The sequence below is a fragment of the Micromonospora sp. S4605 genome, from assembly GCF_003176715.1.
In the GTDB taxonomy this organism is placed as follows: domain Bacteria; phylum Actinomycetota; class Actinomycetes; order Mycobacteriales; family Micromonosporaceae; genus Micromonospora; species Micromonospora echinaurantiaca.
In genome coordinates, this window is record NZ_QGSW01000239.1 from 1 (window position 1) to 19,913 (window position 19,913).

Here is a 19,913-nt window from a genome sequence, read left to right on the forward strand (position 1 = left end):
GCCCTGGGCGGACCCGACCTACCCGCAGCCCTGGCCTGGTCCGACCTGCCGGCAGCCCTGGCCTGGTCCGACCTGCCGGCGGCGGGCGGGTCCAGCCCGTTTGCGCAGGCCGGCGGGGCCACCTGGCCCGTGCCGGCGGCGGGGCCGGGCTGCACGACGGACTGCGCACCGGCCGACGCGGCGCCCGCCGGCCCGCCGAGCCGGGTCCGGGTGCCGCGGATCGGCGTCGACGCCCCGCTCACCGTGCTCGGGCTGGACGCGACCGGCGCCCTGGCCGCGCCCGCCGGCTTCGACACCGCCGGCTGGTACGGCGGCGGCCCGGCCCCCGGCGACCCGGGCCCGGCGGTGATCGCCGGGCACCTGGACTCGCGGGACGGGCCGGCCGTCTTCGCCCGGCTCGGCGAGCTGCGCCCGGGTGACCGGGTGCAGGTGTGGCGCGGTGGCCGGGTGGTGGCGTTCCGGGTCACCGGCACGCTGCGCGCCGGCAAGGACCGCTTCCCGACCACCGCCGTGTACGGCCCGACGCCGCGGCCGGAGCTGCGCCTGGTCACCTGCGGTGGCGACTTCGACCGTCGCCGTGGCCACTACCGGGACAACCTGGTGGTCTTCGCCGTCGCGGAGCCGACCGGCGACAGGCTGCCCCGGTCCGCCGCCGGCTGACCCACCCGACCGGCCACAGTGGCCCTTCCCCACCGGTCAAACCCGGACGATGCCCCACCAGGACAGAGCGCGTCAACGCCGGCCGCCGGTGAGTACCGGGTCGATCAGAGCCGAGCCAGGCCGAAGCGGGTCCGCCCAGGGGGCCGGCGGACCGGGTCAGACCGGGCGGCGGCCGGCGAAGCCGCACTCCATCCGGTGGTACCAGTTCAGCTCCGGGTCCCCCTCCAGCCAGCACCAGAGCAGCGGCCGGCCGTCCCGCTCGCCGGGGAAGTCGAGCAGCACCGGGGCTATCCCCTTCACCTGGATGTCGTGCTGGTGCAGTTCGTCCAGCACCGCGTGCAGCCGCGCCTCCAGCCCCTTGACCTCGGCCCGCCCGCCGAGCGGGCTGGCGCCGTCCTGGGCCAGGTCGGCGCGGAGTTCGGCCAGGTCGGCCCGGAGCCGGATCAGCTCGTCGACGCGTGGACGCAGCGTGGCCACCAGGTGCCGGGCCTGGGCGAGTGTGAACACCCGGCCAGTATGGGGCACTTCGCGCGGGACGCCGGCCGCACCCGCAGGCCACCCACCGATCCTGTAGCTAACCTTCCTTGACGGGCCATTGACGTGTAGTTAAGTTTCAACGAAACCAGAACGGGAGGTCGACCGTGGAGCGTAGGAAATTCCTGGCCGGTGCGGGTGCGGTGACCGCGGGAGCGGTCGCGGCGGCGGCCCCCGGCTCACCGGGCGCCGCAGCGCCCGGCATCCGCCGCGTGGAGACCGGCCTGGACGTGCTCGTCCGGTCCGGCTTCGCCGAACTCGCCGGCCAGCGGGTCGGCGTGATCTCGAACCCGACCGGTGTCGACGGGGCCTACCGGCACCTGGTCGACCTGATGCACGCCTCCGACGCGGTCCAGTTGGCCGCCGCGTTCGGCCCCGAGCACGGGTTCCGCGGCTCGGCGCAGGCCGGCGGCAGCGAGGGCACCGGCGTCGACGCGCGCACCGGGATCACCGTCTACGACGCGTACGGGGCGTCGCTGGCCAAGTGGCAGACGATGTTCGGCCAGGCCGGCGTCGACACCGTCGTCTTCGACATCCAGGACGTGGGTGCCCGCTTCTACACCTACATCTGGACGATGTACACCTCCATGATGGCCGCCGCCCGGACCGGCAAGCGGTACGTCGTGCTGGACCGACCCAACCCGATCGGCGGCCGGGCGTACGGGCCGATGATGACCAGCGCCTACACCTCCGGCGTGGGGCTGAAGGAGATCGTGCAGCAGCACGGCATGACCGTGGGCGAACTGGCCCGGTTCTTCAACGCCGAGTTCCTGCCGGCCGAGGCCGGTGGCCAGGTGGACCTGCACGTGGTCCGGTGTCGACACTGGAAGCGCGACAAGCTGGCCGCCGACACCGACCTGCCCTGGGTGATGCCCAGCCCGAACATGCCCACTCCGGACACCGCGCTGGTCTACCCCGGCACCGGGCTGTTCGAGGGCGTCGCCTCGATCACCGAGGGGCGCGGCACCTGCCGGCCGTTCGAGCTGATCGGCGGCCTGGCCGCCGACTTCGACTACCACTGGTCCGACCGGCTCAACGCCCGCGAACTGCCGGGCGTCGAGTTCCGCGAGGCGTACTTCACGCCCACCTCGGCCGGGCAGAAGCCGGCGCTGCTGAACAAGCTCTGCGCCGGCGTCGAGGTGAAGGTCGTCGACCGGGCGACGTACGACCCGATCCGCACGGCGGTGGCCATGCTGGTCGAGGCGCACAAGTATCCGGCGTTCGCCTGGCGGCAGGATTCCTGGGACGCCGCCCGGCCGTACTGGGTGGACAAGCTGACCGGCTCGCCCCGGCTGCGCACGATGATCGACGCGGGCGCCGACGTGGACGACGTGGTCGGCGCCTGGGCCGACGAGCTGGCCGACTTCAACCGGCGACGGGCCCCGTACCTGCTCTACTGAGGACATCCTCGACGCCGGCGCCGGGCTGATCATTCGGTCAGCCCGGCGCCGCTTTTTCGTCGGCCGGCCAGTTCACCGGAAACCGACTCACGTCGGCGGGCGGCTCGCTACCCTCGGCCTCGGGACCCACACGGACATCCGGCCGCCACTCGATCGGCGCGATCGCCGCTGACCAGGCGATCGACGTCCCGCCGGAACACCGGCGGCAGGCCGTACGACTGGCGCGCGGGACACCCATGCCGATAGGAGCGCCATGCCCGGGAAGACCCGATCCCCCGCCCTGCACCTCATCGTCTGCCACACCGAACCCGCCGCCGAGCTCGCCGAGTTCATCGCCGCCTGCCAGGAACTGGGCTGGCAGGTGCACGCGGTCGCCGCCCCCGCCGAGGCGGTCGACCTGGCCGCCCTCACCGACCTCACCGGCCATCCGATCCGGACGGACGAGCAGGCCCAGACGCTGCACCCGCTGCCGCCGGCCGACGCCTACGCGGTCGCGCCGGCCAGCTTCGACCTGGTCAACAAGTGGGCGTACGGGCTGAACGACAACCTGGCCCTGCGGCTGCTCAACGAGGCGACCTCGATCGGCCTGCCGGTCGTCGCCGTGCCGGCGCCGGATCCGGCGTTCGCCCGGCACCCCGCCTTCCTGGAGAGCCTGGAACGGCTGCGGCACTGGGGCGTGGCGGTCCCCTCGCCCGCCGTGCCGGGCGACCTCGACGACCCGGAGCCGTGGCACGTCGCCGTGCGGGTGATCGCCGCGTGGACGCGGTTCGCCCGGGTCCCCGCCCAGCAGCCGGCCGAGCCGGTGCGTGGCGTCGAGGAGCTGGCCCTGCAGTCCGGTTGACTCAGTCGGCCTGGTCGGCCAGCTCGCGGGCCCGGTCCCGGGCCGCCTCCAGCGCGGCGAGCAGCGCCGCGCGTACGCCGTGCTTCTCCAGCTCGCGCACGGCGGAGATGGTGGTGCCGGCCGGCGAGGTGACCGCCTCGCGCAGCTTCACCGGGTGTTCGCCGGAGTCGCGCAGCATCACCGCGGAGCCGATGGCGGTCTGCACGATCAGCTCGTGCGCCACCTGCCGCGGCAGGCCGAGCAGGATGCCGGCGTCGATCATCGCCTCGACCAGCAGGTAGAAGTAGGCCGGGCCGGAGCCGGAGAGCGCGGTGACCGCGTCCTGCTGTGACTCGGGCACCCGGATGGTGGCGCCCAGCGGCTTGAACATCTCCTCGGCCAGGGCCAGGTGCGTCCCGGTGGCGTGCGCGCCGGCGGAGATGGCGGTCATCGCCTCGTCGACCAGGGCCGGGGTGTTGGTCATCACCCGCACCACCGGCGTGCCTTCGGGCAGCCGCCGGTTGAAGAAGCTGGTCGGCAGGCCGGCGCAGAGCGAGATCACCAGCTTGTCGGCGGGCACCTTGGGCCCGATCTCGTCGAGCAGCGCCGCCGCGTCCTGCGGCTTGACCGAGACGGCGAGCACCTCCGCCTCGTCGACAGCGGTGAGGTTGTCGACCACCCGTACCCCGTAGCGGGCGGTCAGCTCCTCGGCGCGCGCCGGGCGCCGGGCGGTGGCCAGCAGCCGGTCGACCGGCCAACCCGAGCGCAGCAGCCCGGAGAGCATCAGCTCACCGATCTTGCCGGCGCCGATCACGGCGACCGTGTGCACCGCGTACCCCCTCCTGCCGTGGCCGGCGGCGCGGTGGGCCGGGTGGCCCGCCGCGCCGCCGCCGGTCGGCTCAGCTGCCGAAGAAGACCTCGGCCTCGGCGTACCGCTCCAGCGGCACGGTCTTCAGCTCACGGGTGGCCTCGGCCAGCGGCACCCGGACGATGTCGGTGCTCTGCATGGCGACCATCTTGCCCCAGTCGCCCTCGTGCGCCGCGTCGATCGCGTGCAGGCCGAGCCGGGTGGCCAGCACCCGGTCGAAGGCGGTGGGCGTGCCACCGCGCTGGATGTGGCCCAGCACGACGGTACGCGCCTCCTTGCCGGTCTTCGCCTCCAGCTGCTCGGCCAGCCACTGGCCGATGCCGCCGAGGCGGACGTGGCCGAACGAGTCCAGCTCCTGGTTCTGCAGGACCATCTGACCCGCCAGCGGCTGCGCGCCCTCGGCGACCACCACGATCGGGGCGTACTGGTGCTGGAAGCGCTTCTCGACGTAGCCGGCGACCTGGTCGACGTCGAACTGCCGCTCGGGCAGCAGGATCACGTTGGCGCCGCCGGCCAGGCCGGCGTGCAGGGCGATCCAGCCGGCGTGCCGGCCCATCACCTCGACCACCAGGGTGCGGTGGTGGCTCTCGGCGGTGGTGTGCAGCCGGTCGATCGCCTCCATGGCGATGTTGACCGCGGTGTCGAAGCCGAAGGTGTAGTCGGTGGCGCCGAGGTCGTTGTCGATCGTCTTCGGCACGCCGACCACGTTGACGCCGAGCTCGTGCAGCTTGGTGGCGACGCCGAGGGTGTCCTCACCGCCGATGGCGATCAGCGCGTCGACGCCCTGGGCGGCGAGGTTGTCCTTGATCCGCTCGACGCCGTTCTCGATCTTGAAGGGGTTGGTCCGCGAGGAACCGAGGATGGTGCCGCCGCGCGGCAGGATGCCGCGGACCTCCGCGATGCCCAGGGGGCGGGACAGGCCCTCCAGCGGACCCTTCCAGCCGTCCCGGAAACCCACGAACTCGTGGCCGTAGCTGGCGACGCCCTTGCGGACCACCGCCCGGATGACCGCGTTCAGACCCGGGCAGTCGCCGCCGCCGGTGAGCACGCCGATACGCATGATCTGCTCATCCTCCTGGGAGCATCAGATGAAGCCCGATATGCCCCAGGATATGTGTCGGATCAGACCATCGGCGCCGTTGCCGGCCCGGGGCGGGCCGTCAGTGCGCACTGTAGTCGGCGCGGCAGGGGGTCGACACCGCACCCCGGGGCCGGTCCGGCTACCGGTCAGTAGCTGACCTCGCGGTTCTCCCCCGGCCCCGGCGGCGTGCCGGTCAGTGCGGCCTTGGCGTAGCCGAGCAGGTTGACCACCGCGCCGCCCGGCGAGTCCCAGTACTCGGCGGCACCGGCGTGCACCTTGATCAGGGTGATCCCCGGGGTGTCCAGCCCGTCCGGGAACCACGCCGTCAGCATCGGGTGCCACAACCGCTCCGCCTTCGCCCGGTCGTAGCCCTCCTGCGCGGTGCCGGACACCGAGACCCACGCGTGGTGTCCCGGGTCGGAGAAGGCGACGTTGACCTCCGGGTTGACCCGGATCTGGCGCACCTTGGCCGAGTCCGCGTACGCGAAGAACCACAGGTCGCCGTCGAACTCGGCCTCCTGCAGCCCCATCGGCCGGCTCACCATCCGGCCGTCCAGCCCGGTCGTGGTCAGCATGCAGATCCGGGCCCGCCGGACCAGGTCGGTGACCCGGCGCCGGGCCTCGGCGGTGGTGCTCGGCTCACTCACGGCGTACCTCCTCGCATCGATTCGACGCGAATCCGGTACCCGGGACAGAACCGACCAAACCTACTAACCGGTCATCGCCCGCCACCGGGCCAGGTTGTGCCGAGCGTCCACCAACGCGTCGTGCCGGGCCGCTTCGGCATCCGGCAGCGGCGGGCGGCCCCGGTCGTCCCAGAGCTGGCGCAACTCCTTGGTGAACCGGGGGATCTCCCGGGGCAGCGCCGGCATCGCCCCCCACAGCTGGGCGAGCGCCACATGGTCGTACGCGGCGTACCAGGCCCACAGCTCCAGCTGCTCGCCCGGGCGGTCCCGGATCGGCTCGACGAGGAAGTCGTACAGGTCGTCGCGGATCCGCTCGCGGGACCGCCAGGCCCGGTCGGCCGGCGAGGGGAGCTTGTCCAGCACGTTGCGGCGCACCCAGGGCACGGCACGAGAGTCGTCGAACTCGGTGGAGACCGCGTAGAACTCGCGGCCGTACTCGTCGACGACGCCGATCGACACCAGGTCGACGAGCCGGCCGTCCTCGATGAACTCGCAGTCGTAGAAATAGCGGTGAACCATCCCGGTCATCCTCGCCCACCCCCGCCGCCGTCGGACCGGCGGGTCGCCCATCCGGAAGCGGATCCGCACCTCATCGGCGGAACCGGCGCAGCTCGGGACTGTCACGGAACCGCATCCAGGGGTGTACAGCAAGCGACATGGCCGTCATGATCTGATGTGTACCGCTACCGGACGCCGAACCCGGTGTCAGTTCACCTTGTCAGGGGCCCGTCAGGTTCACCCGGTGAGCGATGTTGTGGTCCATGACCGGGGAGGGGTCGGCCGTGGAGATGCGCCTGCCGGAGCCGGGTGACGCGCTCACGGGTGTGGAGATGTTCGCCGGGCTGGAGCCCGAGGTGCGCCAGCGGGTGATCGCCGCGGCGGTGCCCCGGACGTACCGCAAGGGTCAGTTGCTCTTCGTGGAGAACGACCCGGGCGAGTCCCTGATCGTGCTGCGCCGCGGCGCGGTCGCGGTGTTCCGCACCGCGCCGACCGGCGAACGCGCGGTGCTGTCGGTGATCCGGCCGCCGGACGTGCTCGGCGAGGTCTCGCTGCTGGACGCCTCCACCCGCTCGGCCTCCGCCGAGGCGATCGAGGACTGCGCGGCGCTCGCGCTCTCCCGCGGCGCGTTCATGGAGCTGGTGCACTCGAACCCGCGCATCCTGGACGCGGTGATGCGCTCGCTCGGCGGGCTGATCCGCCGGCTCACCGAGCAGAACGCCGACCACGTCTTCCTGGACCTGCCCGGCCGGGTGGCCAAGACGCTGGTCCGGCTGGCCGGCGAGAGCCAGGCCCCGATGATCACCATCGAGCTCAACCAGAGCCAGCTCGCCGAGATGGCCGGCGGCTCCCGGCAGAGCGTCAACCAGGCGATCGGCTCGTTCGCCAGCCGCGGCTGGCTGCGTACCGAGGGCCGGCGGATCGTGGTCACGGACGTGGCGGCACTGCGGCGTCGCGCCGGCATGAGCGAGCGCTGACCCCGGCCGCCACGCCGTTTCGGGTACGCCCGCAGGGGCGGGCGGCGGTGGCCCGCCGCCCGCGCCGGTGGGTCACTTGTCGGTGTCGTCCGCGGGGGGCGAACTCGGACCCGGGCCGATCTTGCTGGGATCGGTGTCCTTGGGCTTGGTGGTCGTGGTCGTGGTCTCGGTCGAGCCAGCGCTCTGGCCCGCGGGCTGCTCTACCATGCCCTGCTCCTCCAGTTCGGCGAGAGTGACCGCGTCGACCTCGACCGTGTCGCCCGGACCCCACACCGTTCCACCCGGATCGGTCCAGAGGGCGGACAGTCGCACCTGCACGGCACTCTCCCTGTGGTCATTCTTTCCTGGTACGAGAGACTAGCCCCGACCGATCAGCGGTAAGGGCCGCCCGCACGTCGGGTACCCGACTGATCGGCCCCGGCGGGATACTGGGCTCTCTCGCGTACGGAGCTGGACATCGACCTCACCTGTGGACACTGCTCCCGGGCAGCCGGGCCGGACGACCGCTTCTGCGGTGGGTGCGGACGACCGCTGTCCAGGACCTGTGCTGGCTGCGGCCACGCCAACAGCACCGAGGCGAACTTCTGCACCAACTGCGGCAACCCGCTGCGCGACCACGCCGTGACGGTGCAGGAGGACCGCCGCCAGGTCAGTGTGCTCTTCATCGACATCGTCGACTTCACCACGTACGCCGAGCAGGCCGACCCGGAGCAGGCCCGCGGCCTGCAACAGGCGTACTTCGCCACCGTGCGGCGGCTGGTGCACCAGTACGGCGGGGTGGTCGAGAAGTACATCGGCGACGCGGTGATGGCGCTGTTCGGCGCCCCCGTGGCGACCGACAACGACGCGCTGCGCTGCGTCCGCGCCGGGCTGGAGCTCCAGCGCAACCTGGCCCGGCAGGCCACCGGGCCGCACCCGTTGCAGTTCCGGGTCGGCATCGCCACCGGCGAGGCGCTGGTCGACCTCTCCGCGACCCGGGACGGCGGTCAGGCGTTCGTCACCGGCGACGTGGTCAACACCGCCTCCCGGTTGCAGGGGTTGGCCCCGCCCGGCGGGGTCGTGGTCGACGAGAGCACCTGGGCGGCCACCCGGCACGAGATGGAGTACACCGACCAGCCGCCGGTGACGCTGCGCGGACGGTCCACGGTCAGCCGGATCTGGCTGGCGGAACGGGCCCGGCCCCGGCGCGACCCGCACACCGTCGAGCTGACCCCGATGGTCAACCGGGACCACGAACGCGGCCTGCTGGTCAACGCCCTGCACCGCATCGTCACCGAGCGCACCTCGCAGCTGGTGACGGTGTTCGGCCCGGCCGGGGTGGGCAAGAGCCGGCTGCTGCGCGAGCTGGCCCGGCACGCCGCCAACCTGCCCGGCGCCCGGGTCACCTGGCTGGTCGGCCAGTGCCCGCCGTTCGGCGAGAACGTCACCTACGCCGCGCTGGCCGACATCGTGAAGAACTGGGTCGGGCTGCCGGACAGCGACGACGCCTCGGCGCTGCGCGAGCGGCTGCGCCAGCGGTTGGGCCGGCTGGCCGACCCGCACGCGGTCCGGCTCGCCGAGGCGCTCGGCCCGCTGCTGGGCGTGCCCGGGGAGCGGCTGACCCCGGCCGAGACCGAGACCGCCTGGCGGCGCTTCCTGCTCACCCTGGCCGCGACCGAGCCGACGGTGCTGGTCTTCGAGGACATGCACTGGGCGGACGCGGCGATGCTGTCCTTCGTGGAGCAGCTCGGCGCGGCCGCCCGGGGGGTGCCGCTGCTGATCGTCGCGACCGCCCGGCCCGAGCTGCGCGAGCGGCATCCGGCCTGGACCGGCACGATCAGCGGCGCGATGTCGATCTCGGTGCCGCCGATGCACGACGGCGACATCGACACCCTCTACTCGCTACTGCTCGGGCAGGCCACCCTGCCGGTGACGGCCCGCGAACCGCTGATCGAGTTCGCCGACGGCAACCCGCTCTACGCCCAGGAGTACGCCCGGATGCTGCTCGACGGCGGCCTGGTCGACCCGGCGGCGAACGCCGTCCGGCTCGACCCGGCCGGCGGACCCGGGATGCCCCGCACGGTGCAGGCGGTCATCGCCAACCGGCTGGACCTGCTCGACCCGGCCGACCGGGCGGTGTTGCAGGCCGCCTCGGTGGTCGGCGTGCAGTTCTGGCCCGGGCCGGTGGCGGTGGCGTTGGGCCGCCCGGCGGAGTGGGTGGAACGGGCGCTGCACCGGTTGCAGCGCCGGGACCTGGTCTACGAACTGCCCAGCTCGACGATGCCCGGCCAGCCGGAGTACCGGTTCCGGCACATCCTGGTCCGGGACGTCTGCTACCAGCGGCTGCCCCGCGCCGAGCGGGTGCTGCGCCACCAGCACACCGCCGACTGGTTGGACCAGCTCACCGACGGCCGGCAGTACGACCTGGCCGAGGTGCTGGCCAACCACCGGTGGACCGCGCACGAGATCGCCCGCACGATCGGCCTCGACCCGGCCCCGTACGCCGTGGCCACCCGGACCGCGCTGCACCGGGCGGCCCGCCGGGCGTACGAGCTGCACGCGCTGGACACCGCGGCCACCCTGGTCGACCGGGCGCTCGCCGTCGACTGCGGGCCGGATCCGGCGCTCGAACTGTTCCACGCCGAGCTGGCCTTCTACCGCGACAGCGACGCGTTCCTGGTCGACGGCGGCACGGACACCCTGGTCCGGCTGGCCGACCGGCTGATCGCGGCGGGCGACCGGCCGGCCGCCGCGAAGGCGTGGACGCTGCTGGCCACCGCCGCGTGGAGCCGGGCCGACCGGTCGGAGACGCTGCGCTGCCTGGACCGTGCGATCAGCCTGCACGACGGCCTGCCGGACAGCCAGGAGAAGGCCGGCGCGCTGCTCGAACTGGCCCGGGTGCACATGCTCAACGCGGAGACCGAGCCGGCCTGCGCGGCCGCTCAGGCGGCGGCCGAGCTGGCCGAGCGGCTGGGCCTGCACGAGGCGCTGGCGAACGCCCGGATCACCCTCGCGGTGGCCCGCTACCTGGCCGGCTTCGAGGAGGCGTACGCGGAGCTGGCCGAGGTCACCGAACAGTGCCGGGTGGAGCGGTTGACCAGTCGCCGTCGGGCGGTGCACAACCTGTCCTGGATCCTCCAGGAGGAGGGCGACCTGGCCGGCTCGGTCCGGCTGATCGACGAGCAGCGCTCCCTCGACCTGGGCGGCGAACACGGCCTGACCATCGGGTTCGCCGACCAGTGGGCCCGCTCGTACTACGCCGGCGAGTGGGTGGCGGCGCTGGAGATGGCGGACGGGGCGACCCAGGGCCCGACCGCCGAGTGGGACACCCACATCGTGGCGGTGTCCGGCTGGATCCGGGCGCTCGGCGCCGAGCCGGACCCGACCGGCCCCGACCTGCTGGAGAAGGCCCTCGCGGCGGCCCGGCGCAGCGGCTTCCACCGGGTGCTGCGGGTCACCCTGGCACACGCCGCGCTCTGCCGGGCGGTGCAGGGCCGCCGGGACGAGGCGATGGCGCTGCTGACCGAGTTGGATGAGGACTGGCGGCAGACCCGCATGATCCCGTTCGCCGAGTGGGTGCCGGCGGTCGGCCACCTCGCCGCGCTGCTCGGCGCGGACGCGGCGCGCCTCGTCCGGGATCTGCTGCGCCGCTCGCCCCGGACGACCCCGTGGGCGCGGGCCGCCGGGCAGTCCGCCGACGCCACGCTGGCCTGGCGGGACGGCGACCCGCGCACCGCCGCCGACCTGCTCGCCGCAGCGGCGCAGAGCTACGCGCGGATGACCGACCGGACCGACCACATCCTGGCCACCGCGCTCTCGGTCGGTCCGCTGTCCGAGGTGGACCCGGCCGCCGCGGCCGCCGCGCTGGCCCGGGTACGCGAGTTCGCCGACCGCAACGCCGCCCCCGGCCTCCTCCACCTTGCCACCCCCGCCTGAGCCTGAGGTCAGGCGGGGACTGGTTCGCGGGGGGTGGGCGGGGTGGGCGGCGGCGCGGGCTGGTTCTTGAGCTTCTGGGCGTAGATGTCGACGTACTCGCGGCCGGATAGCTCCATCAGCTCGTACATGATCTCGTCGGTGACCGCGCGCTCGACGAACCGGTCACCGGCCAGGCCCCGGTAGCGGCTGAAGTCCAGCGGCGCGCCGAACCGGATCCGCACCCGCTTGAGCTTCGGGATGAGCTTGCCCGGCGGCTGGATCTCGTCGAGGTTGAGCATCACCACCGGGACCACCGGCGCGCCGCTCTCCAGGGCGAGCCGGGCCACCCCGGTCTTGCCCCGGTAGAGCCGGCCGTCCGGGGAACGGGTGCCCTCCGGGTAGATGCCGGCGATGCCGCCGGCCCGCAGCACCTTCAGCTGGGTGTCCAGCGCCGCGCGGGCCGCCCGGCCGCCGGAACGGTCCACCGGGATGGTGCCGGTGCCGACGAAGAACATCCTGGTCAGCCAGCCCTTGATCCCCTTGCCGGTGAAGTACTCGGCCTTCGCGACGAAGGTGACCTTCCGCGGGGTGATCAGCGGGGTGAAGATCGAGTCGGAGAACGAGAGGTGGTTGCTGGCCAGGATGACCGGGCCGGTGTCCGGTACGTGGCGCAGGCCCTCCACCTGCGGGCGGAAGATCAGCCTCAGCAGCGGCCCGAGGAGGACGTACTTCAACAGCCAGTACAGCACCGGCGTCCTTTCCCATGGTGTGCCCGGGACAGCACCCGCTCGGGGTGCTGCCGTCGCCGACGAGCCTACGGAGCGCGGGGCACCCGCCACAACGGACGACCGATCGGCTTCGTCACCCGACCGGCGCCCGCCGCCTGCCGGCGCGCCGGTGTCGCCGTACCGGTCACCGGTCGCCAGCCAACGGCCGGTCCAGACCGGACTGTGGACTCACTCCGACCGGGCTGGTGGACCCGGGCGCCGCCGGCGCACCTGCCGGGCGACCTGTCGCAGCGTCGCCGACTGCCCGTGCAGCGCCGCGTTGATCGCACCGAAGGCGACCCCGGGCGCCCGCTGCGCGCGGTCCAGGTCGCCGGCCACCCGGGCGATGACGGCCAACCGGCAGCGCAGGTCGAACAGTTCCCGCCGCGAGCCGAGCAGCGCGCTCTCCAGCCCCTTCACCCGCTCCCGCAGCCACGCCAACTCGACCGCCTCGTCCACCCGCCGCTCCCTCCGCTCGCTCGCCGGCGGCGCCCGTCCGGTGGGTTCGGGTCTCCGCCGGACGGACGCCACCAGAACACTCTGCGACACTCGAAGGGGTCTGCGCAACTAGGTATACCTAAAACGGCACTACCGGATCGTCCTACGGTCGCCGGGTGGGTGACGTACCGGGACCCCTGGTCGGTCCGCACGAGCTCCAGGAGATGCTCGGCGTGAGTCGCACCCGGATGCGGCAGCTCGTTCGCTACCCCACCTTTCCCGCGCCCTTTCAGCGGCTGCACGGGATGACCGTCTGGCTGCGGGCGGACGTGGAGGCGTGGATCGCCGAGCACCGGCCGCCGCGGGTGACCGACGGCGACGAGCCCGAGTGACGCGGCGAATACACCGCCGGCGATGCCCCGGGCGGCTCGCCGACTGAGCGGGCGATCATCTGACGCGCCCCTAGCAGAAAGAGACATACAGCCCCGGCCGCGACCAGCGACCGGGGCGCCGACTTTGGAAGACGCGACACAACGCACTCCCGGAACCGGGTCCCGACGTGTCACGATTCAAGGCACGGCGTACGGGTGGCGCCGCAGGGGGCTGGGAGCGGCCGCGCGTTCGGCGCGATGAGGAGGATTGTCCGGTGTCAGCGGGTGGAGCCCGCCGGGGGCGGCGGGACAACGGGCTCGACGCGAGCGAGTACGCGGTCGCGGGCGACGTGGATCCGCGCGTCGGCGAGCACCTGCTCGACGTCCTCGCGGCCGGCGGGATCGCCGCGTACCTGCAACCGTCGGCCGACCTCAACCCGGTCACCCGCACCACCACGGTCCCGTCCCGCCCGGTCGACCGGCTCTACGTCGACCGGTCGCACCTGACCACCGCCCGCGACTACCTCACCCAGCTCACCGACGAGACGCCCACCGACCGGCCCCGCGCCGACGAGCCCGACATCGAGGCCGAGTGGGCCCGGATCGTGGCCGGCTTCCACGCCACCCCGACCGCCGGCGACAACCCGTGGCCCGCCGCCGAGGACGTCGACCCCGACGAGCCGACCCCGAGCGGCCCGGTCACCCGCACCGGCGCCGAGGAGCCGGGCGGGCCGACCGCCACCGACGTGCGCCGGCTGCCGTACGCGGCGGACATCTCCGGGATCTCGGTGGGACCTGGCCGGCAGGACGAGCCGTCGCTGCTGGACGGGCTGGACACGTTCGGCGCCGACCTGCCCGACGACGAGGACGAGCGCTACACCCCGCCGCCGCCCCCGCCGCTGCCGCGCATCTCCAAGTACGCGGCGGCCGGCGTGCTGGCGATCGTCGTCGGCTTCGCACTCTTCCTCTTCCCCGACCTGCTGCCGGTGGACCGGGCGGTGGTCACCCTGTTCGGGTTCACCGGCATCCTCGCCGGCTTCGTCACGTTGATCTGGCGGCTGCGCCCCGGCGACTCCGACGACGACGACCCGGACGACGGCGCCGTCGTCTGACGTCCCGCCCGCCAACCGACGCCGCCCCGGGTCCCGCTCGCGTCGACACCCCCGTTCCGGCGGCATGGAGTCGATCAAGCGGAGGCCGCCCACCGGCCTGGCTGAGCCCCACGTCCCCGCCCGGATGGCGGGACGGGGGTCGGCCCACGCCTCAGGCGTAACAGTGGTGTAACTTACTGTCAGTAGGAATACCGCTGTCCGTCACTTCCCCCGCTGACTGCCCGGTTGTTCCTCGCTCGCGGCGGTCACACCCCTGGTGATCGGAATGCCCGAGATGCGACAGAGTTCCCTCGTAGTGGTGGCCAACCGTCTGCCCATCGACGACAGCGTCGCCCCGGACGGGGCCTGCGAATGGCGCCGCAGCCCCGGCGGTCTGGTCAGCGCGCTTCACCCGCTGCTGCGGGCGGCCCCGGCAACCTGGGTCGGCTGGGCCGGCGGCACCGGGCCCGCGCCCGTCCTGCCGGACGTGGACGGCGTGCGCATGCACACCGTGCCGCTCAGCCAGGCCGACCTGCGGGACCACTACGAAGGCTTCGCCAACTCCACCCTCTGGCCCCTCTACCACGACGCGGTCGAGCAGCCGGTGCACCACCGCCGCTGGTGGGAGGCGTACCAGCGGGTCAACCAGCGGTTCGCCGAGGCCACCGCCGAGGTGGCCGAGCCGGGCGCGCTGGTCTGGGTGCAGGACTACCACCTGCAACTGGTGCCGGGCCTGCTCCGCGCGCTCCGGCCGGACCTGCGCATCGGCTTCTTCCTGCACGTGCCGTTTCCGCCGCCGGAGCTGTTCATGCAGCTGCCCCGCCGGGCCGAACTGCTGCGCGGCATGCTCGGCGCGGACCTGGTCGGCTTCCAGCGGGCGCAGGCCGCGCACAACTTCGCCCAGCTGGCGGTGAAGGTGCTCCAGCTACCGGCCACCGACCGGCGGATCGCCGTGGACGACCGGGTGGTCCGGATCGGCGCGTTCCCGGTCTCCATCGACACCACCGAGATGGCCGCCCTGGCCAACCGACCCGACGTGGCCGCCCGCGCCCAGCGGCTGCGCCACGACCTCGGCAACCCCGGCCAGGTGATCCTCAGCGTCGACCGGATGGACTACACCAAGGGCATCGAGCAGCGGCTCAAGGCCTACAGCGAGCTGCTCGCCGACGGGCACGTCAAGGTGCGCGACACGGTGCTGGTGCAGGTCGCGGTGCCCAGCCGGGAACGGGTCGGCCAGTACCAGGACCTGCGCGAGCGGGTGGAGCGCGAGGTCGGGCGGATCAACGGCGAGTTCGGCCGGGTCGGCGAGCCGGCCATCCACTACCTCACCCAGCCCTTCGACCGGGCCGAGCTGACCGCTCTCTACCGGGTCGCCGACGTGATGGCGGTGACCCCGCTGCGGGACGGCATGAACCTGGTCGCCAAGGAGTACGTCGCGGCGCGGGTGGACGACGCCGGGGCGCTGCTGCTCAGCGAGTTCGCCGGTGCCGCCGCCGAACTGTCCCAGGCGTACCTGGTCAACCCGCACGACCTGGAGGGCCTCAAGCAGGGGCTGCTCACGGCGCTGCGGGCGGACCCGGCCGACGTCCGGGAGCGGATGCGGGCCATGCGGGCGCACCTGCACCGGCACGACATCCGCGCCTGGGCGCGCTCATACCTCTCCGCGCTCGACGAGAGCGACTCGCTGCTCACCCGGCTGGGCGCCACCGCCTGACCCCGAGCGCACCGACCCGCCGCGACCCGCGTCAGGGCCGGTGCTCGGGCGCCGGCTCCTTCGCCAGCCAGTCCAGGATCGCGTCGATCGGCTCCCGCCAGCGGGCGTCCAGCATCAGGTCGTGCCCCATGCCGGGGAAGAGCAGCGGCGCCGAGCCGTACCGGCGGGCGGCCCGGGTCAGCGCGGCGGGCGGGACGATCCGGTCGTCCGGGCTGCCCAGGACCAGCACCGGCGGCCGGCCCACCGCCGGTTCCGGGTCGGCGTGGGTGAGCAGCTGCCACTGGGCGCGCCGGCCGGCCCGGCCCAGCCGGGACACGTACCCCCGGGCGTCCGCGTCCGGCAGTTCCCGGCTGAACAGCTGCCGGCGGTTCAGCCGCAACCGCCCGCCGAACACCGCCGGCAGCGTGCCGGCCGGGTTGCGGCGCAGCGCGGCGCCGAACGTCGCCCAGCCGCCGAGTACCGGCGCGACCAGCACCGCGGCCCGGGCCGGGTAGCGGGCGAGGGCGTGCGCCACCACCAGCGCCCCGGCGCCGTGCCCGACCAGCACCGCCTGGCGCGGCAGGCCCGCCGCCACCTGCGCCACGTCATGGGCGTACGCCCGCAGCGTCGCCTCCGGCGCCGGGTCGCTGCCGCCGTGCCCGCGCAGGCTCAGCGCGTACGCCGGGAAACCGCGACCGGCGGCGTGCCCCAGCCAGTGCTCGGCGAACGCCCACGCGCCGTGCCCGAAGCCCGGCACGAACAGCAGCGGCGGTCGCCCCTCCTCTAGCTCGGGCGTGGCCGCGAGCACCTCGCGCCGGACCGGGCGGACCGGGCGGGCCCACTCCCGCCCCCGCATCACCCGCACCCGCTCGCTCACGCCGCCGCTCCGCTGCGCTGCGCGGCGCCGTGAGGCACGGCCGCACTGAGCCGGATGGTTCGCTCACTGCGCTCGCTCACTTGTCCTCCAGGTCGTGCAGCGCGCGCTGGACGGCGCGCAGGTAGTCGGCGTGCCCGACCTCGAACCAGTGCCGGGTGCTGTCCTTGACCGGGCCGGTGTACCGCTCCCCCGCCCGGGCCTGCACCTTGGCGGCGAACGCCGCGGCCCGCTCCGGGCGGGTCTGCCGCAGCCGCAGCAGGCGGGCGAAGAGCACCATCTGCCAGTGCGACAGCGGGAAGAGGCCGGAGTCCGGCTGGAGCAGGCCGGCCACCGCCAGGGTGGGATGCCCGGGGGCGAACGCGTGCAGCCAGAGCGTGGGCCGGCCCGTCGCGCCGTCGTCGCCGAGCACCTTCGGGTCGAGGAACTCGAAGCGCGGCAGGTAGCCGGTGGCGAAGACGACCAGTTCCGGGTCGATCCGGCGGCCGTCGGTCAGCTCCACCCCGTACGCGTCGAAGCGGGCGACGTCCGGCACCGGGCTGATCCGGCCGTGGCCGACGTAGTAGACGAGCTGGCTGTTGGCGATCGGGTGCGTCTCGTAGACCCGGTGGTCGGGCTTGGGCAGGCCGTACCGGGTCAGGTCGCCGACGGTCAGCCGCAGCGTCCAGTGGTAGAGCCACTGGCGTACCCGCCGGGGCACCCGCAGCGCGAGCAGCGAGTCGTTGACCTGGTCGGCCGGGCGGCCGAACACGTACTTCGGCGCGTACCAGTAGCCCCGGCGGGTGGAGTGCCAGCACTGGGCGGCCTGCTGGGCGGCCTCCACGGCGATGTCGCACCCGGTGTTGCCGGCGCCGACCACCAGCACCCGCTTGCCGCGCAGCTGCGCCGGATCCTGGTACGACGAGGCGTGCATGACCTCGCCGCGGAACTGCTCCAGCCCCTCGTAGCGGGGCAGCTTCGGCGACCAGTTGTGCCCGTTGGCCACCACCACCGCCGCGTACCGGGCGGTGCGCTCGGGGCCGTAGCCGCCGGTGCTGCGGGTGGTGACGTCCCAGCGGTCCCCCTCGACCGGCTCGACCCGCACCACCTCGGTGCCGAACCAGATGTGCGCGCGCAGGTCGAAGTGGTCGGCGTACCGCTCGAAGTAGGACAGCAGCTGGCTGTGGTGCGGGTAGTCCGGCCAGTCGTCCGGCATCGGGAAGTCCGGGAACTGGGTGAACGGCCGGGACGAGATCAGGTGCGTGCTGGCGTACACCGGGCTGCGGTCGTGCCGCCAGTTCCACGCGCCGCCGACGCCGGTCTCCCGCTCGTAGCAGTCGACGCCGAAGCCGTGCTCCTTGAGGTTCTTGATGGCGGTGAGGCCGCTGGCCCCGGCGCCGATGACGCAGACCGTGTCGCCCCGGTCGGAGACCGGGCGGCCGTCACGGGTCAGGGCGACCGTGGTCGCCTCCGGGTCGGGCCGGCCGGGGTCGGTGGAGGTGGGCACCGGGGGAATCTCCTTTTGTGCGGCACGAGTGCCGGGTCGCGCGAAATCCTCTCCACATCAGCGCCGGTTGTCCAGCCCCGGTGGCGGCGCGGCCGGTCAGCCGGCGGGCAGCAGCAGGTCGACCAGGACCGGGAAGTGGTCGCTGGCCCGGCGGGTCTGCGGGGTGTCCACCACGTCGTAGTCGACCACGGTGATCCGCGGGTCGACGAAGAGCGCGTCGATCCGGCGGCGCGGGTCCGCGCAGGAGTAGGTGAGCCGGTCGGCCCGGTCCATCGCCACCGCGGCGTCGGTCAGCCCCCGGGCGACGGTGGCCCAGGCCGGGCCGTCCGGCCCCTCGTTCAGGTCCGCCGCGGCGATCACCGGCGGGCCGGCGGCGTCCAGCTCGCGCTTGAAGAGCGTGGCCTGCCCCGGCCGCTCGGCCGGGTCCGTGGACAGATGCGAGCCGGCCAGGGTGAACCGGGCGCCCGCGCCCACCACGCACTCGGCGTACGCGGCGCCGCGCAGGTGCCGCCCGGGGGTGAGCGGGAAACGCTGGCACCAGGTGGCGGTCACCCGCACCCGCAGGCTGGTCAGCAGCAGGTTGCCCAGGGCGGGCAGCCCGCCGGCCGCCACCACCAGGCCGAACGACTCGGCGAGCGCGGCGGACTTCTGCCGCCACCGGAACCGGCGCGGCCCCTCCTGCACCACCACCACGTCCGGGGCGGCGGCGCGGACCACCGCCGCCAGCGCGGCGGTGTCGTCACGCTGGCTGTGGATGTTGTACGAGACGACGCGCAGCGGCACGCCCGGGGTCTGCGTCACCGGCGCCGCCTCAGAGCCGGCGGGCCAGGTCGGCCGCGCCGATCACGCCGGCGCTGTTGCCCAGCTCGGCGGGGCGGATGTCGGCCACCGGCAGCCGGCTGCGCTGGGCCAGCGCCTCGGTGAAGGACCGCCGGGTCGGGCCGAGCAGCAGGTCGCCGGCCTCGATCACGCCGCCGCCGACCACCAGCACCTGCGGGTCGAGGATCTGCGCCATGTCCGCGAGGCTGGTGCCCAGCCACCGCCCGACCTGCGCGAACGCCTCGATGGAGACCGCGTCGCCGCCCTGGGCGGCGGCGGTCACCATCGGGCCGGTGATCGCCTCGGACTCCCCGCCGGCCAGCTCCAGCAGCGCGGTGGCGCGGTGCGGCTCCTGGCGGGCCGCGGCGCGGGCGAAGCGCACCAGGGCGCTGCCGCTGGCGTACTGCTCGATGCAGCCGAGCCGGCCGCAGCCGCACTGGTGCCCGTCCGGCACGGTGAGCATGTGGCCCAGCTCGGCGGCGATGCCGTTGGCGCCGCGCAGCAGTTCCCCGCCGAGCACGATGCCGCCGCCCACCCCGGTGCCGATGGTGAACATGACCATCGAGTCGTCGGCGTCGCGGGCCGCGCCGTGCCGGAACTCCGCCCAGGCGGCCACGTTGGCGTCGTTCTCCACAATCACCGGCAGGCCGGTCGCGGTGCTGACGTACTCGCGCAGCGGCTCGTCCCGCCAGGCCAGGTTGGGCGCGAAGAGCACGGTGGAGCGGCTGGCGTCGATCCAGCCGGCCGCGCCGATGCCGACCGCCGTGATCGACTGACTGGTGGACAGCTCGGCGACCAGCTCGATGATGACGTCCCGGGTCTTGCCGACGTCGTCGGCGGGAGTGTCCCGTCGGGCCTGCACGAGCACCGTGCCGGTGTCGTCCACGACGCCGGCGGCCACCTTCGTGCCGCCGACGTCGACTCCGATGGTCAGCGTCACCGCTGCCACTCCCCTC

Annotated in this window: 20 protein-coding genes; 8 read left to right on the forward strand and 12 right to left on the reverse strand. The window is 73.8% G+C overall.

Translation table 11 applies throughout. From position 1 onward, the window contains the following. Positions 1–660, forward strand: a 660-nt coding sequence (locus DLJ47_RS20615; protein WP_233257926.1) for a class F sortase, incomplete at its 5' end; no start/stop codon positions are given. Between the two features lie 156 nt (positions 661–816). Here DLJ47_RS20615 and DLJ47_RS20620 read toward each other — a convergent pair. Further along, entirely contained in the window at positions 817–1,167 is a 351-nt protein-coding gene (locus tag DLJ47_RS20620) for a DUF2203 domain-containing protein (protein ID WP_109901807.1), read from the reverse strand. Between the two features lie 134 nt (positions 1,168–1,301). Here DLJ47_RS20620 and DLJ47_RS20625 point away from each other — a divergent pair, with 134 nt between their 5' ends. Together DLJ47_RS20625 and DLJ47_RS20630 are read left to right on the forward strand one after the other, a co-directional pair. Beyond that, positions 1,302–2,594: an exo-beta-N-acetylmuramidase NamZ family protein gene (locus tag DLJ47_RS20625; protein ID WP_109901809.1), complete on the forward strand. Its 1,293-nt coding sequence runs from the start codon at positions 1,302–1,304 to the stop codon at positions 2,592–2,594. Between the two features lie 253 nt (positions 2,595–2,847). Then, the gene (locus DLJ47_RS20630) at positions 2,848–3,435 is read left to right on the forward strand and encodes a flavoprotein (protein ID WP_109901811.1); all 588 of its coding nucleotides are present in this window, start codon (positions 2,848–2,850) and stop codon (positions 3,433–3,435) included. A gap of 1 nt (position 3,436) precedes the next feature. Here DLJ47_RS20630 and proC read toward each other — a convergent pair whose 3' ends face one another. From proC to DLJ47_RS20650, 4 genes are all read right to left on the reverse strand, one after another. Further along, complete coding sequence (gene proC, locus DLJ47_RS20635) at positions 3,437–4,243, reverse strand: pyrroline-5-carboxylate reductase (protein WP_088992714.1); 807 nt, start codon at positions 4,241–4,243, stop codon at positions 3,437–3,439. 70 nt (positions 4,244–4,313) lie between these two features. After that, entirely contained in the window at positions 4,314–5,342 is a 1,029-nt protein-coding gene (locus tag DLJ47_RS20640) for a 6-phosphofructokinase (RefSeq protein ID WP_109901813.1), read from the reverse strand. Between the two features lie 167 nt (positions 5,343–5,509). Next, positions 5,510–6,010 (reverse strand): pyridoxamine 5'-phosphate oxidase family protein, encoded by a 501-nt coding sequence (locus DLJ47_RS20645; protein WP_109901815.1) that lies wholly within the window; start codon positions 6,008–6,010, stop codon positions 5,510–5,512. Between the two features lie 63 nt (positions 6,011–6,073). Then, on the reverse strand, positions 6,074–6,568 hold the full coding sequence (locus DLJ47_RS20650; RefSeq protein ID WP_109901881.1) for a polyadenylate-specific 3'-exoribonuclease AS: 495 nt from the start codon (positions 6,566–6,568) through the stop codon (positions 6,074–6,076). A 263-nt stretch (positions 6,569–6,831) separates the two neighbouring features. Between DLJ47_RS20650 and DLJ47_RS20655 the strand changes: the two genes are divergently transcribed. Next, on the forward strand, positions 6,832–7,524 hold the full coding sequence (locus tag DLJ47_RS20655) for a Crp/Fnr family transcriptional regulator (RefSeq protein WP_088997507.1): 693 nt from the start codon (positions 6,832–6,834) through the stop codon (positions 7,522–7,524). Between the two features lie 72 nt (positions 7,525–7,596). Here the strand turns inward: DLJ47_RS20655 and DLJ47_RS20660 are convergent, their stop codons facing one another. Further along, positions 7,597–7,842: a hypothetical protein gene (locus DLJ47_RS20660; protein WP_088992712.1), complete on the reverse strand. Its 246-nt coding sequence runs from the start codon at positions 7,840–7,842 to the stop codon at positions 7,597–7,599. 138 nt (positions 7,843–7,980) lie between these two features. On the opposite strand from DLJ47_RS20660, the gene DLJ47_RS20665 reads away from it, so the two are divergent. Continuing rightward, the gene (locus tag DLJ47_RS20665) at positions 7,981–11,439 is read left to right on the forward strand and encodes an AAA family ATPase (RefSeq protein ID WP_109901817.1); all 3,459 of its coding nucleotides are present in this window, start codon (positions 7,981–7,983) and stop codon (positions 11,437–11,439) included. Positions 11,440–11,447: 8 nt separating this feature from the next. Here DLJ47_RS20665 and DLJ47_RS20670 read toward each other — a convergent pair whose 3' ends face one another. Together DLJ47_RS20670 and DLJ47_RS20675 are read right to left on the reverse strand one after the other, a co-directional pair. After that, a complete protein-coding gene (locus tag DLJ47_RS20670) occupies positions 11,448–12,167 on the reverse strand; it encodes a lysophospholipid acyltransferase family protein (protein ID WP_109901819.1) in 720 nt (239 codons plus the stop codon). A 207-nt stretch (positions 12,168–12,374) separates the two neighbouring features. Beyond that, positions 12,375–12,644: a hypothetical protein gene (locus tag DLJ47_RS20675; protein ID WP_109901821.1), complete on the reverse strand. Its 270-nt coding sequence runs from the start codon at positions 12,642–12,644 to the stop codon at positions 12,375–12,377. Between the two features lie 155 nt (positions 12,645–12,799). On the opposite strand from DLJ47_RS20675, the gene DLJ47_RS20680 reads away from it, so the two are divergent. From DLJ47_RS20680 to DLJ47_RS20690, 3 genes are all read left to right on the forward strand, one after another. Beyond that, entirely contained in the window at positions 12,800–13,015 is a 216-nt protein-coding gene (locus tag DLJ47_RS20680; RefSeq protein ID WP_088992707.1) for a helix-turn-helix transcriptional regulator, read from the forward strand. A gap of 254 nt (positions 13,016–13,269) precedes the next feature. Further along, a complete protein-coding gene (locus DLJ47_RS20685) occupies positions 13,270–14,106 on the forward strand; it encodes a DUF308 domain-containing protein (protein ID WP_109901823.1) in 837 nt (278 codons plus the stop codon). 274 nt (positions 14,107–14,380) lie between these two features. Beyond that, positions 14,381–15,799 carry an alpha,alpha-trehalose-phosphate synthase (UDP-forming) gene (locus DLJ47_RS20690; RefSeq protein ID WP_109901883.1) on the forward strand — a complete coding sequence of 473 codons (1,419 nt, stop codon included), beginning with the start codon at positions 14,381–14,383 and terminating at the stop codon, positions 15,797–15,799. Between the two features lie 31 nt (positions 15,800–15,830). Here DLJ47_RS20690 and DLJ47_RS20695 read toward each other — a convergent pair whose 3' ends face one another. The 4 genes from DLJ47_RS20695 to DLJ47_RS20710 form a co-directional block, all read right to left on the reverse strand. Next, positions 15,831–16,634: an alpha/beta hydrolase gene (locus DLJ47_RS20695; protein WP_393345412.1), complete on the reverse strand. Its 804-nt coding sequence runs from the start codon at positions 16,632–16,634 to the stop codon at positions 15,831–15,833. 97 nt (positions 16,635–16,731) lie between these two features. Further along, entirely contained in the window at positions 16,732–18,138 is a 1,407-nt protein-coding gene (locus tag DLJ47_RS20700; RefSeq protein WP_109901827.1) for a flavin-containing monooxygenase, read from the reverse strand. A gap of 96 nt (positions 18,139–18,234) precedes the next feature. Then, positions 18,235–18,939 carry an endonuclease/exonuclease/phosphatase family protein gene (locus DLJ47_RS20705; protein ID WP_109901829.1) on the reverse strand — a complete coding sequence of 235 codons (705 nt, stop codon included), beginning with the start codon at positions 18,937–18,939 and terminating at the stop codon, positions 18,235–18,237. A 10-nt stretch (positions 18,940–18,949) separates the two neighbouring features. Then, positions 18,950–19,897, reverse strand: a complete 948-nt coding sequence (locus DLJ47_RS20710; RefSeq protein ID WP_109901831.1) for an ROK family glucokinase — start codon at positions 19,895–19,897, stop codon at positions 18,950–18,952. Positions 19,898–19,913: the final 16 nt, after the last annotated feature.